Origin of the sequence: Streptomyces sp. NPDC051310 (genome assembly GCF_044455245.1) — a bacterium.
In the GTDB taxonomy this organism is placed as follows: Bacteria; Actinomycetota; Actinomycetes; order Streptomycetales; family Streptomycetaceae; genus Streptomyces.
Genome location: NZ_JBITEO010000010.1, coordinates 263,846 through 276,789, shown reverse-complemented (window position 1 = coordinate 276,789; position 12,944 = coordinate 263,846). Strand labels below are relative to the sequence as shown.

At 72.0% G+C, this 12,944-nt stretch carries 14 protein-coding genes; 10 read left to right on the top strand and 4 right to left on the bottom strand.

What is annotated here, in order from left to right:
* From ACIA79_RS17605 to ACIA79_RS17585, 5 genes are all read left to right on the top strand, one after another.
* Nucleotides 1–518, top strand: a 518-nt coding sequence (locus ACIA79_RS17605) for an Hsp70 family protein (protein WP_399429170.1), incomplete at its 5' end; no start/stop codon positions are given.
* On the top strand, nt 515–1,201 hold the full coding sequence (grpE, locus tag ACIA79_RS17600) for a nucleotide exchange factor GrpE (protein ID WP_399429169.1): 687 nt from the start codon (nt 515–517) through the stop codon (nt 1,199–1,201). The genes ACIA79_RS17605 and grpE, both read left to right, overlap by 4 nt.
* 33 nt (nt 1,202–1,234) lie before the next feature.
* On the top strand, nt 1,235–2,416 hold the full coding sequence (gene dnaJ, locus ACIA79_RS17595) for a molecular chaperone DnaJ (RefSeq protein ID WP_399429168.1): 1,182 nt from the start codon (nt 1,235–1,237) through the stop codon (nt 2,414–2,416).
* Between the two features lies 1 nt (nt 2,417).
* The gene (locus ACIA79_RS17590; RefSeq protein WP_399429167.1) at nt 2,418–2,870 is read left to right on the top strand and encodes a heat shock protein transcriptional repressor HspR; all 453 of its coding nucleotides are present in this window, start codon (nt 2,418–2,420) and stop codon (nt 2,868–2,870) included.
* Nucleotides 2,837–3,514 carry a DUF4232 domain-containing protein gene (locus tag ACIA79_RS17585; protein WP_399429166.1) on the top strand — a complete coding sequence of 226 codons (678 nt, stop codon included), beginning with the start codon at nt 2,837–2,839 and terminating at the stop codon, nt 3,512–3,514. Before ACIA79_RS17590 ends, ACIA79_RS17585 begins: the two co-directional genes overlap by 34 nt.
* Nucleotides 3,515–3,532: 18 nt before the next feature.
* Here the strand turns inward: ACIA79_RS17585 and ACIA79_RS17580 are convergent, their stop codons facing one another.
* Complete coding sequence (locus ACIA79_RS17580; protein ID WP_234334959.1) at nt 3,533–4,471, bottom strand: helix-turn-helix transcriptional regulator; 939 nt, start codon at nt 4,469–4,471, stop codon at nt 3,533–3,535.
* 172 nt (nt 4,472–4,643) lie between these two features.
* Here ACIA79_RS17580 and ACIA79_RS17575 point away from each other — a divergent pair, with 172 nt between their 5' ends.
* Together ACIA79_RS17575 and ACIA79_RS17570 are read left to right on the top strand one after the other, a co-directional pair.
* Complete coding sequence (locus ACIA79_RS17575) at nt 4,644–4,877, top strand: hypothetical protein (RefSeq protein ID WP_399429165.1); 234 nt, start codon at nt 4,644–4,646, stop codon at nt 4,875–4,877.
* Nucleotides 4,874–5,191: a (2Fe-2S)-binding protein gene (locus tag ACIA79_RS17570; protein WP_078887968.1), complete on the top strand. Its 318-nt coding sequence runs from the start codon at nt 4,874–4,876 to the stop codon at nt 5,189–5,191. The genes ACIA79_RS17575 and ACIA79_RS17570 overlap by 4 nt, the downstream gene beginning before the upstream one ends.
* A gap of 127 nt (nt 5,192–5,318) precedes the next feature.
* On the opposite strand, the gene ACIA79_RS17565 is transcribed toward ACIA79_RS17570, so the two are convergent.
* A complete protein-coding gene (locus ACIA79_RS17565; protein WP_399429164.1) occupies nt 5,319–5,732 on the bottom strand; it encodes a pyridoxamine 5'-phosphate oxidase family protein in 414 nt (137 codons plus the stop codon).
* Between the two features lie 117 nt (nt 5,733–5,849).
* Between ACIA79_RS17565 and clpB the strand changes: the two genes are divergently transcribed.
* Both clpB and ACIA79_RS17555 read left to right on the top strand, forming a co-directional pair.
* Nucleotides 5,850–8,435, top strand: a complete 2,586-nt coding sequence (clpB, locus tag ACIA79_RS17560) for an ATP-dependent chaperone ClpB (RefSeq protein WP_399429163.1) — start codon at nt 5,850–5,852, stop codon at nt 8,433–8,435.
* A gap of 105 nt (nt 8,436–8,540) precedes the next feature.
* Nucleotides 8,541–9,095 carry a YbjN domain-containing protein gene (locus ACIA79_RS17555; protein WP_399429162.1) on the top strand — a complete coding sequence of 185 codons (555 nt, stop codon included), beginning with the start codon at nt 8,541–8,543 and terminating at the stop codon, nt 9,093–9,095.
* Between the two features lies 1 nt (nt 9,096).
* Here ACIA79_RS17555 and ACIA79_RS17550 read toward each other — a convergent pair whose 3' ends face one another.
* The gene (locus ACIA79_RS17550) at nt 9,097–10,266 is read right to left on the bottom strand and encodes a hypothetical protein (protein ID WP_399429183.1); all 1,170 of its coding nucleotides are present in this window, start codon (nt 10,264–10,266) and stop codon (nt 9,097–9,099) included.
* Between the two features lie 138 nt (nt 10,267–10,404).
* Nucleotides 10,405–11,601 (bottom strand): pyridoxal phosphate-dependent aminotransferase, encoded by a 1,197-nt coding sequence (locus tag ACIA79_RS17545; RefSeq protein WP_399429161.1) that lies wholly within the window; start codon nt 11,599–11,601, stop codon nt 10,405–10,407.
* Nucleotides 11,602–12,394: 793 nt separating this feature from the next.
* Here ACIA79_RS17545 and ACIA79_RS17540 point away from each other — a divergent pair.
* A complete protein-coding gene (locus tag ACIA79_RS17540) occupies nt 12,395–12,913 on the top strand; it encodes a DUF2617 family protein (protein WP_399429160.1) in 519 nt (172 codons plus the stop codon).
* The last annotated feature ends 31 nt before the right edge of the window (nt 12,914–12,944 follow it).

The window sequence follows — 12,944 nt, the reverse complement described above, 5'->3', positions numbered from 1 at the left end:
TCTCCTTCGACATCGACGCCAACGGCATCATGCACGTGACCGCCAAGGACCTGGGCACGGGCAAGGAGCAGAAGATGACCGTCACCGGCGGCTCCTCGCTGCCGAAGGACGAGGTCGACCGGATGCGTGAGGAGGCCGAGCGGTACGCGGAGGAGGACCACAAGCGCCGCGAGGCCGCCGAGACCCGCAACCAGGGCGAGCAGCTCGTCTACCAGACGGAGAAGTTCCTCAAGGACAACGAGGACAAGGTTCCGGGCGACGTCAAGACCGAGGTCGAGACGGCGGTGAACGAGCTCAAGGAGAAGCTGAAGGGCGAGGACACCGCGGAGATCCGCACCGCCACCGAGAAGGTCGCGGCCGTCTCCCAGAAGCTCGGCCAGGCGATGTACGCCGACGCCCAGGGCGCCCAGGCCGCCGGCGGTGCCGGTGAGGCCCCGGGTGCCGCCCAGGGCGCTGCCGACGACGACGTGGTCGACGCCGAGATCGTCGACGACGAGAAGCCGAAGGGGGCCGCATGACGGAGGAGACCCCGGGCTTCGAGGAGAAGCCCGACGTCCCCTCCGGCGACGCCACCGACGACGCCGCCGAGGCCGCCGGGACCACTTCGCCGCAGGCGGAGGAGGTCCCGGCGGACCGGGCCGGGGACGCACACGCACAGGTGGCCGGTCTGACGGCCCAGCTGGACCAGACCCGCACCGCGCTCAGCGAGCGCACGGCGGACCTCCAGCGGCTCCAGGCCGAGTACCAGAACTACCGCCGCCGGGTCGAGCGCGACCGGGTGACGGTCAAGGAGCTCGCCGTGGCGAGCCTCCTGACCGAGCTCCTGCCCGTGCTCGACGACATCGGCCGGGCCCGTGAGCACGGCGAGCTGGTGGGCGGCTTCAAGTCGGTGGCCGAATCCCTGGAGACGGTCGCCGCCAAGATGGGCCTGCAGCAGTTCGGCAAGGAGGGCGAGCCCTTCGACCCGACGATCCACGAGGCGCTCATGCACTCGTACGCACCGGACGTCGCCGAGACGACCTGCGTCGCGATCCTGCAGCCCGGGTACCGGATCGGCGAGCGGACCATCCGGCCCGCCCGTGTCGCGGTCGCCGAGCCCCAGCCGGGGGCGGCGCCCAAGGACGCCGGGAGCGCCGCGAAGGAATCCGGTACGGAGGAGAAGTCCGCCGACGAGGAGAGCGGTGGCCCCGAGGAGGGCTGACGCGTTGAGGGGTAACCGGAAGGAGGGACGTCGATGAGCACGAAGGACTTCGTGGAGAAGGACTACTACAAGGTTCTCGGCGTCCCCAAGGACGCCACCGAGGCGGAGATCAAGAAGGCGTACCGGAAACTCGCCCGCGAGTTCCACCCGGACGCCAACAAGGGCGACGCCGCCGCCGAGGCGCGCTTCAAGGAGATCTCCGAGGCGAACGACGTCCTCGGCGACCCGAAGAAGCGCAAGGAGTACGACGAGGCGCGCGCCCTCTTCGGCAACGGTGGCTTCCGCCCCGGCCCCGGCGGCGCCGGCGGCAGTTTCAACTTCGACCTGGGCGACCTCTTCGGAGGCGCCCAGGGCGGGGGCGGTGCCGGTGCCGGCGGCTTCGGCGGCGGGCTCGGGGACGTGTTCGGCGGACTGTTCGGCGGCCGCGGCGGGGCGGGCACGCGCACGCAGCCGCGCCGGGGCCAGGACATCGAGTCCGAGGTGACGCTCAGCTTCACCGAGGCGGTCGAGGGGGCCACGGTCCCGCTGCGGATGTCCAGCCAGCAGCCGTGCAAGGCGTGTTCGGGGACGGGCGACAAGAACGGCACGCCGCGGGTCTGCCCGACCTGCGTCGGCACCGGCCAGGTGTCGCGGGGCACGGGCGGCGGCTTCTCGCTGACCGACCCCTGCCGGGACTGCAAGGGCCGCGGCCTGATCGCGGAGAACCCCTGCGAGGTCTGCCACGGCAGCGGCCGCGCCAAGTCGTCCCGCACCATGCAGGTCCGCATCCCGGCGGGCGTGTCCGACGGGCAGCGGATCCGGCTGCGCGGCAAGGGCGCACCCGGTGAGCGGGGCGGCCCGGCCGGTGACCTGTACGTGGTGGTGCACGTCGGTGCGCACCCGGTCTTCGGCCGCAAGGGCGACAACCTCACCGTCACGGTGCCGGTGTCGTTCGACGAGGCGGCGCTCGGCGGGGAGATCAGGGTGCCCACCCTGGGCGGGCCGCCGGTCACGCTGAAGATCCCGGCCGGTACGCCCAACGGCCGTACGATGCGCGCCCGGGGCAAGGGCGCGGTGCGCAAGGACGGTACGCGCGGGGACCTGCTCGTCACCGTCGAGGTGGCGGTGCCCGAGGACCTCAACGACAAGGCGCGCGAGGCCCTGGAGACGTACCGTCAGGCGACGGCGGACGAGGATCCGCGAGCTGAGCTGTTCCAGGCCGCGAAGGGGGCTTGAGATGGACGGACGTCGACGCAACCCGTACGAGCTGACCGATGACACGCCGGTCTACGTCATCTCGGTGGCGGCCCAGCTGAGCGGGCTGCACCCGCAGACGCTGCGGCAGTACGACCGGCTCGGCCTGGTCTCGCCGGACCGTACGGCGGGCCGCGGCCGGCGCTACTCGGCCCGCGACATCGAACTGCTCCGCCAGGTGCAGCAGTTGTCGCAGGACGAGGGCATCAACCTGGCCGGCATCAAGCGGATCATCGAGCTGGAGAACCAGGTCGCCGCACTCCAGGCCCGGGTAGCCGAGCTCAGTGCGGCGGTCGAGGGTGCGGCGGCGGCGATGCGCCAGCGCGAGGCCCAGGTGCACGCCTCCTACCGGCGCGACCTCGTGCCGTACCAGGACGTGCAGCAGGCGAGCGCGCTGGTGGTGTGGCGTCCGGCGGCCAAGCGCGGCGAGCAGTGACGTCTTCTTCCCCGGGCCCCCTTCGTCGTACGAAGGGGGCCTTCGGGCTGTGTACGGCGCTGGCGGCCCTGGCGGCCCTCACCACGGCCTGCGACGACGAGACGGGCAGTGCGCCCCTCCCCACCCGTACGAGCGCCTCAGCGGCACTTCCGTCGCCCTCGGCGCCTCCCCCCGGTTCGCGGGCGACCGGGGCCCCGGCGGACGGCGGCGGCGGCGCGCCGTGCCCCGGATCCGGCGTCCGCGTCATGACGGGACCGGTCAGCGCGGCGATGGGGGTGCGCGGCATGGGGGTGTTCCTGCTCAACTGCGGCACGGAGCCCTTCGGGGTGAGCGGTCACCCGGTGCTCGAAGTCCTCGGCGAGGAGCGGGAGGAGCTGGACGTCGCCGTGCGGCTCGGGACCGGCACGGACGGCGGCGCGCGGCGCCCGGCGTTCGTGCTGCGGCCGGGGGAGCGGGCGGAGGCGTCGGTGATCTGGCGGAACACGGTGACCCGTACGGACGTCGTGGCGACGAGCGGCGCGTACCTGCGGGTGACGCCCGCGCCGGGTGTCGCGGCGCAGACGGTCGCGCCGGACGACGGCCCGCTGGATTTGGGGAACACCGGAGCGGTGGAGGTCACGCCTTGGGCGCGGCCGCGTGACTGACCCTCCGGCCGGCCCCGGTCAGTGGTCCCGTTCGAGGAGGCCGGACCGGGCGATCAGGTAACCGAGCTGGGCGCGGCTGCCGCTGCCCAGCGCGGAGGCGAGCTTGGCGATGTGGGCCCGGCAGGTCCGTACGTTCATGCCGAGGCGGCGGGCGATGGCCTCGTCGACGTGGCCCTCGACCAGCAGCTTGGCGATGGAGCGCTGCACGCCGCTGATGCCGTGGGGGTGGGGCTCGTAGGTGACGGGCTCGTCCAGCGGGATGGCCTGGAGCCAGAACTGCTCGAAGACGCCGACCAGGTACTCCACCAGCCCGGGGTGGCGCAGTTCCAGGGCGACCTGCCGGTCGCGGCTGGCGGGCACGAAGGCGACCTTGCGGTCGACGATGATCAGCCGGTCGATGATCTCCTCCAGCGTGCGCACCTCGACCTCGGGGCCGATCCGCTCCAGGTAGGACAGGGTGATGGGCTGGTGGCGCGCCGTGTGCTGGTAGAGGGTGCGCATCCGGATGCCCCGGCCCAGGAGCGGGCGGACCCGGCGCAGCGCCTCGCCGAAGGTGTGCGCGCTGCGGCCGCTGCCGGGCTGGACGGTGAGCAGTTCCACCGAGCAGTCCCCGACGGCGCGGTCCAGGCTCGCGTTGATCCGTTTCAGGCCTTCCAGCACGCTGATCGCGTGGGTGGTGGACGGATCGTGCGCGCTGACCGCCATGAATGGCTCGAAAGCGTCGGCAAGAGCGACGGTGAGCCGCCTGCGCTCCTGTATTTCCTTCTCGATCGGCAGTATCAACTGCGCCAGGGCCGCCGACGGCGGTACGGGCCGCAGCCACTGCGCGTCGTCCGGGTCCGGTCGCAGCAGGTCGAGGTCGAGGAGGCAGGGTGCCGGCGCGACTTCCGCGCGGGAGATGCGCCCGGCCCGTAGAGCATCCGCGTAGAGCTGAGAACCGGTCTCGCAAAGCTCCATGTGGCTATGGGGATGTCCCTGTTCATCCCTATCCGGTTGCATATGTACACCCCCAGGCTTTTCCGATTCAGGAACATGATGCATTGAGCCAGTGGTGGAAGCGTGGGGAGTGAGCCATCGTCATGGCTGCGGGGGAGCGGGATGTATTACCTTCAAGTGAGGTTGCTCGGTCATGGCCAAGAAGCTCATACGCACCGTTGTCGGTGTCGCGCTCTTCGCTGCTGCGGCGGTGGGAACCGTGGCGTCCGCCGGGGATCCTGGCTGGGGCGCGAGGACGCCGCACGTCGCGGAGGCCAAGGATCCGGGCTGGGGTGTGGCGACGCAGAGCGTCACCGCGGTCCAGGACCCGGGCTGGGAGTCGGCTCCCAGCGCCGCCGATCCCGGCTGGGGGTCCGTGGGGGCATGACAGTTCCCGAAGACCCTCGCTTCCGGCGTGAGATGGCATCCGCCTACCGCTCGGGGTGGCACTTCATCGACCTCGTCACGGCTGTGCCGCACAGTGGCGATTCGTTGATGGTCACCCTCTTCGGGGAGCCGATCGTCATCACGCGCGGCGACGACGAGGACATCCGCGCCTACCGGTGTCTGCGCCGTCCCCGGGGAGCCCCGCAGCCCGTCCGGTGCGCCATTCGTTACGGCATGATTTTCGTCAATCTCGACCAGCGCGATCATCAGCTCGTCGAGGTGGAGACCACCACCGCCACCCCCCGCAGCGCCTGAGCGGTTCCCCCGTCGTTGTAGATCGCTCAGGTGCTTCCCCCACACAGCGGCACCATCGCGGACCTGAAACGCGATGGTGCCGCTGTGCTGTGCGCGCACGGGCGCCCGGCGCCGGCGCACCGGGTGGCTACGCCCGCCCCATCGCCCGCGTCAGCGCGATCTCGATGACGACCCGGTCCGGGTTGGGCGCCGGCGTACGGCCGTAGCGCTCCGCGTACCGGGCGACCGCGTCCGCCACGGCGTCCGGTTCCGTGCGGATCCGCGCGACGCCCTCCAGCGTCGCCCAGCGCCCCTTGTCCACCTGGCAGACCGCGACCCGCGCGCCGTCCGCGCCCGCGGCCAGGACGTTGGCCACCTTCCGGCTGTGCCTGTTGGTGATGACCCGGGCGATGCCCTTCTCGCCGCCCTCGGGGTCGTAGGTCACGCCGACCGCGACGACGTGCGGAGTGCCGTCGGGACGGGGCGTCGTCAGGGTGCACATGTGGTACTCGCGCCAGAAGCCGAGGTACGAGTCGCCGGGGTTCCGCAGGTCTATGGCCATGGGCCGGAACCTACCGGGGGCCGCTACCGCCCACCACCTTGAGTGGAATAGACTCAACTTTGTGTACGTTGGATGAGTAAAGGCTTCTCAAGGGCTCAGAAGGAGGAGAAAGCGAACGTGGACGCCGAGCTGACCAACCGGAGCCGGGACGCCCTCAACGCCGCCACCAGCCGCGCCGTGTCCGAGGGACACCCGGACCTGACCCCCGCGCACCTGCTGCTCGCGCTGCTGGAGGGCCAGGACAACGAGAACATCATCGACCTGCTGGCCGCCGTCGAGGCCGACCAGGCCGGCGTGCGCTCCGCGGCCGAGCGGCTGCTCGCCGCCCAGCCCAGCGTCACCGGCTCCACCGTCGCGCCCCCGCAGCCCAACCGCGACCTGCTCGCCGTCGTCGCCGACGCCTCGCAGCGCGCCAAGGAGCTCGGCGACGACTACGTGTCGACCGAGCACCTGCTCATCGGCATCGCGGCCAAGGGCGGCCAGGCCGCGGAGGAACTCGACCGGCAGGGGGCGAGCGCCAGGAAGCTGCTGGACGCCTTCGAGAAGGCAAGGGGAGGACGCCGGGTGACCACACCCGACCCGGAGGGCCAGTACAAGGCCCTGGAGAAGTTCGGCACCGACTTCACCGCCGCCGCGCGCGACGGCAAGCTCGACCCGGTCATCGGCCGGGACCAGGAGATCCGCCGCGTCGTACAGGTGCTGTCCCGCCGCACCAAGAACAACCCGGTGCTCATCGGTGAGCCCGGCGTCGGCAAGACCGCCGTCGTCGAGGGGCTCGCCCAGCGCATCATCAAGGGCGACGTGCCCGAGAGCCTGAAGAACAAGCGGCTGGTCGCGCTCGACCTGGGCGCCATGGTGGCCGGCGCGAAGTACCGCGGCGAGTTCGAGGAACGGCTGAAGACCGTCCTGTCCGAGATCAAGGACAGCGACGGACAGATCATCACCTTCATCGACGAGCTCCACACGGTCGTCGGCGCGGGCGCCGGCGGCGACTCCGCCATGGACGCGGGCAACATGCTCAAGCCGATGCTCGCCCGCGGCGAGCTGCGCATGGTCGGCGCCACCACCCTGGACGAGTACCGCGAGCGCATCGAGAAGGACCCCGCCCTGGAGCGCCGCTTCCAGCAGGTCCTGGTCGCCGAGCCGACCGTCGAGGACACCATCGCCATCCTCCGCGGCCTCAAGGGCCGGTACGAAGCCCACCACAAGGTCCAGATCGCCGACTCCGCGCTCGTCGCGGCCGCCACGCTCTCCGACCGGTACATCACCTCACGGTTCCTGCCCGACAAGGCCATCGACCTCGTCGACGAGGCCGCGTCCCGGCTGCGCATGGAGATCGACTCCTCGCCCGTCGAGATCGACGAGCTCCAGCGCGCCGTCGACCGCCTCCGCATGGAGGAGCTGGCGCTGAAGAACGAGTCCGACCCCGGCTCCGTCCAGCGCCTGGAGAAGCTGCGCCGCGACCTCGCCGACAAGGAGGAGGAGCTGCGCGGCCTGACCGCCCGCTGGGAGAAGGAGAAGCAGGGCCTCAACCGCGTCGGCGAGCTGAAGGAGCGGCTGGACGACCTGCGCGGCCAGGCCGAGCGGGCCCAGCGCGACGGCGACTTCGACACCGCGTCCAAGCTGCTGTACGGCGAGATCCCCGCCCTGGAGCGGGAGCTGGAGGCGGCCAGCGAGGCCGAGCAGGAGGCCGCCAGGGACACGATGGTCAAGGACGAGGTCGGCGCCGACGACATCGCCGACGTCGTCGGCTCCTGGACGGGCATCCCGGCCGGCCGGCTGCTGGAGGGCGAGACGCAGAAGCTGCTGCGCATGGAGGAGGAGATCGGCCGCCGGCTCATCGGCCAGGGCGAGGCCGTACGGGCGGTGTCGGACGCGGTGCGCCGCACCCGCGCCGGCATCTCCGACCCCGACCGGCCCACCGGATCGTTCCTCTTCCTCGGCCCGACCGGCGTCGGCAAGACCGAGCTGGCCAAGGCGCTCGCCGGCTTCCTCTTCGACGACGAGCGGGCCATGGTCCGCATCGACATGAGCGAGTACGGCGAGAAGCACAGCGTCGCCCGGCTCGTCGGCGCGCCCCCCGGCTACGTCGGGTACGAGGAGGGCGGCCAGCTCACCGAAGCGGTCCGTCGCCGCCCGTACAGCGTGGTGCTGCTGGACGAGGTGGAGAAGGCCCACCCGGAGGTCTTCGACATCCTGCTCCAGGTGCTCGACGACGGCCGGCTGACCGACGGCCAGGGCCGCACGGTCGACTTCCGCAACACCATCCTGATCCTCACCTCCAACCTCGGCAGCACCTTCCTGATGGACCCGCTGACCCCCGAGGAGCAGAAGAAGGAGCAGGTGCTGGAGGTGGTCCGGGCCTCCTTCAAGCCGGAGTTCCTCAACCGCCTCGACGACATCGTCGTGTTCACGGCCCTCGACCGGGACCAGCTCGCCCACATCGCGCGGCTCCAGATCGACCGCCTGGCGCGGCGCCTCGCCGAGCGCCGGCTCACCCTGGAGGTCACCCCCGAGGCCCTGGACTGGATCGCCGTGGAGGGCTTCGACCCGGCGTACGGCGCCCGCCCGCTGCGCCGCCTGGTCCAGACGGCCATCGGCGACCGGCTCGCCCGGGAGATCCTCGCCGGCGAGGTGAAGGACGGCGACACGGTCCGGGTGGACCGCGCCGGCACCGAACTGATCGTCGGCGTCACCCGGTAGGCGCAGCGGATCCGCCGGACACCGGCGGATCCCCGCGGCACGGGCTTGCCACCGACGGCCCGGGATGGGAGAGGATGGCCGCAATCGTACGAAGGGAAATTCACGGTGAGCATCGACCCGTCCTCCATTCCGAATTTCGGGGGCCAGCCCCAGCCGCAGCAGGCCGCAGGACCGGCGGGCCCCGTCGTCCCCGACCAGGACCTCGTCAAGCAGCTCCTCGAACAGATGGAGCTGAAGTACGTCGTCGACGACGAGGGCGACCTCGCCGCGCCGTGGGAGGAGTTCCGCACGTACTTCATGTTCCGCGGCGAGGGGGACCAGCAGGTCTTCTCGGTGCGGACGTTCTACGACCGGCCGCACCCGGTCGAGAACAAGGAGCGGATCCTGGAGACGATCGACGACTGGAACCGCCGCACCCTGTGGCCCAAGGTCTACACGCACCTGCACGAGGACGAGCAGGGCGGCGCCACCGTCCGGCTCATCGGCGAGGCGCAGATGCTGATCGGCACGGGCGTCAGCCTGGAGCACTTCGTGCAGTCGACGGTCAGCTGGGTCCGCGCGTCGATCGAGTTCGACAAGTGGCTCGTGGAGCAGTTCGGCCTGGAGGGCGCCGGGGGTTCCGAGGGCCCCGCGGACACCGACGGCGACGGCACCGCCTGAGTCACAGGGCCATGGTGGCGAGCGTCAGCACGTACGCCCCGTAGGCGAACGACAGCCCGGCCAGGGCGGCGATCACCACGACCGCCGCCCCGGGCCGGGCTTTGCGCAGGGCGCACGCCACCGGCAGCAGCAGCGGGAACGCCGGCAGCAGGAAACGCGGCTTCGACTCGAAGAAGCCCGAGCCGCCCACCACGATCGCCACCAGGACCGCCGTGTAGACCAGCAGCGGCAGCGGCGGCCGCTCCAGCAGGAACAGCGCGAACAGCACGACCCCCACCGCCGTCAGCGCCAGCGACATCGTGAAACCGAGGTCCATGGGCCGCGTCACCACGGTCCGCGCGAACCGCCAGGTCCCGGCGCCGAAGTCGAACCGCGACGTCCACCCGGTCTGCACCGCGAAGTAGCCGCCCAGCAGGTCCCCCGTGCGGGCCCCGACCCACAGCACGTACCCCGCCCACCCGGCCGGCGCCAGCGCGGCGCCCGCCCACAGCCGCCAGTCGCCGCGGCCCCGGTTCCCCGCCAGTTCGCACCCCGCCGCCACGACCACCGCCGCCGCCACCGCGACCCCGTTCGGCCGCGCCGCCCCGGCCAGCGCCGCCAGGGCCCCCGCCCACAGCCAGCGGCGGGTGAGCACGGCGTACAGCGACCAGGCCGCGAAGGCGGTCATCACCGGTTCCGTGTACGCCATGGACAGCACGATCGAGTGCGGCAGCAGCCCCCACAGGGCCACCAGCGCCGTCGCCACCGCCCGTCCGTACAGCCGGTCACCGATCCGGAAGACGCCCCACGCGGCCGCCCCCGCCGCCGTCCACGACACCAGCAGCCCCGCCGTGCCGCCCGCCACCGGCAGCACCGTCGTCACCGCCCGCACCAGCCCCGGGTAGAGCGGGAAGAACGCCAGATCGGACTGGACGGAGCCGTCCGGCCAGCGCAGCGTCCGGCCGTAGCCGTGCGCGGCGATCCGCAGGTACCAGTCCGAGTCCCACGACCCGGCCAGCAGCGCGCGCGGTGAGCGGCCGGTGTGCCACGCCCACACCGCCATCACCAGCATCCCGGTCAGCCGGGCGGCGGCGAACACCCCCAGTGCGGGCCCCGCGTGCTGCAGTGCGGCGAGCCGGCGCGGAAACTGCCGGCGCCGTGTCTGGATGCCCGTACAGGTCTCGGCGGACAGGGTGCACCTCCGTGCGCGCGGGAGCGTTCACCCCGACCCTCGGCGGGCCACCGCGGCCACGCGAGCGCAGGGGGCCCGCCCGGGTGGTCGCTCCCCGGGCGGGCCCCGCGCGCGCGTGTCGCCGTGACAGCGGCCCCGTCAGGCGTTAGGGGCGAGCCCCTTGAGCCGGGCGGCGGCCTCCTGGAGGATCTCCGTCCGCTTGCAGAAGGTGAAGCGCACGAACGGCGCGCCCTGGTGGCGGTGGTCGTAGAAGACCGCGTTCGGGATGGCGACGACCCCGCACCGCTCGGGCAGCGCCCGGCAGAAGGCCACGCCGTCCGTCTCGCCGAGGGGGCGGATGTCGGTGGTGACGAAGTACGTCCCGGCCGGCGCGTACACCCCGAAACCGGCCTGGGCCAGCCCCTGGCACAGCACCTCCCGCTTGGCGCGCAGATCGGCCCGCACGCCCTCGTAGAACGCCTCGGGCAGGCGCAGCGCCTCGGCGACCGCGTACTGCAGCGGCCCCCCGGACACGTACGTGAGGTACTGCTTCACCGACCGCACGGCGCCGACCAGCTCCGGCGTCGCGGTGATCCAGCCGATCTTCCAGCCGGTGTACGAGTACGTCTTGCCCGCCGAGGAGATGGTCACGGTCCGCTCGCGCATGCCGGGGAACCCGGCGATGGGCAGGTGCTCGGCGGTGCCGAAGACGAGGTGCTCGTACACCTCGTCGGTGACGACGAGCAGGTCCCGTTCGACGGCGAGCGCGGCGACGGCGGCGAGTTCGTCGCGGGACAGGACGGTGCCGGTGGGGTTGTGCGGGGTGTTGAGCAGGATCAGGCGGGTGCGGTCGGTGACGGCGGCCCGCAGTTCGTCCAGGTCGAGCGTGAAGCGGCCGTCCCGGGGCCGGAGGGTGACCGGGACCCGGGTGCCGCCGGCCATGGCGATGCAGGCCGCGTACGAGTCGTAGTACGGCTCCAGGGCGATCACCTCGTCGCCCGGTTCGACCAGCGCCAGCAGCGAGGCCGCGATGGCCTCGGTGGCGCCCGCGGTGACGAGGACCTCGGTGTCGGGGTCGTACGCCAGGCCGTAGCGCCGCTGCTGGTGCTCGGCGACGGCGGTGCGCAGTTCGGGGATGCCGGGGCCCGGCGGGTACTGGTTGCCGCGGCCGTCGCGCAGGGCCCGCACCGCCGCTTCCCGGATCTCCTCCGGGCCGTCGGTGTCGGGGAAGCCCTGGCCCAGGTTGATGGAGCCGGTCCGCACGGCCAGCGCGGACATCTCCGCGAAGATCGTGGTGCCGAAGCCGGCGAGGCGGCGGTTGAGCAGCGGTCGCAGCGGTCGTGTCATGGCGGCCATCCTGGGGCGAACCTCCGCCCGCCTCAAGTGCGCGCGGCGCCGGGTGCGGCGCGCCCGGGGCGGTGCGGTGCGGTGCGTACGGGCGGTGCGGTGCGTGCGGGTACGGCGAAACCTCTGGACTTCCTCAATTCCGATTAGCGCGTGCGGGGCCATGGGCATTCCCCTGTCACCACCGACACGGGGGAACGGACACGGGGGAAGGTGAGTGCGATGGGGATCGGTCTGGTCTTCGGCGTAGTGCTGATCGTGCTGGGTGTGCTCTTCGCCGGCGGTGTGGCGGGCGGCGGACGCCGGCGCCGGTCGCGCACCCGCGGTGGCGGCGGCTGGTGGGCCGGCGACGGCGGCTCCTCCTCCTGCGGAGGCGCCTCGTCCTGCGGGGGAGGTTCGTCCTGCGGAGGCGGAGGCGGAGGCGGAGGCGGAGGCGGAGGTGGTGGTGGCGGGGGCGGATGCGGTGGCGGAGGCAGCTGACACGGGGCAGCTGGTCCGCGACCACGGACGGCGCCCGGTGCGGGTGAACTCCCCCCGGGCGCCCTTTCGTTGAGCGGTTCCGCGCTCATCACCCCTTTTTTGGTTGAACAGTTGAACCGATAGGCCCCCTGGGGGATGGAAACCACGTCAAGTTGGGTAAAAACGCTGTGAGCCAGCCGCAGTTCGTGATTGCCTCGCTGTCGAGAACATCCAGCCCCCGGACCTCGCGTGTGGATTTCGAGACGGAGATCCCCCAGTCCGCCCCCTGAACGTCTCCCGGGACGCTCCCGGTCCACCCGTCAAACCCTGTTTGCGGAGCCGACCCATGCTCACCACGCTCAAGACCGCCTATACCGACACACGCGCCGCCGACCTGGCCTGGGCGCTGGGTCGCGAGGCACTGCCCGCGCTCGCCGTGCTCGATCTCGAACTGTCCGGTGCCACGCTCCAGCTCAGACTCCTCGGTGCGTCGCACCAGGTGCTGCTGGAGGAGGAGCAGGGCAGCTGTTCGGAGACCGTCGCCTGCATCCCGGGCAGCAACACGCCGCTGCCGCTGGGCGTGGCCAAGCGGATCGGGCCGTGGGAGTACGAGTTCGCCGCGCGCGTCGAGACGCTCTCCGAGGGCTCCTTCGCGGGGCGTGCGCAGGAGCTGCTGGCGCTCGTCGCGGACCACCCGAACGGCCTCGCCGGCACGTTCCCCGGTTCACCGCACGCCTTCACGGCGATGCTGGCGCAGCGGCACGAGGGGCAGGTGCGGTGGCGCACCTGGCATGCCTACCCGCAGGAAGGCCAGCTCGTCGTCACCAGGACGAGTGTGGGCGTCCGTATGCCTGCCGCACTGTAGTTGCACCCGTGTGGGTGACAAGGAGTCACCG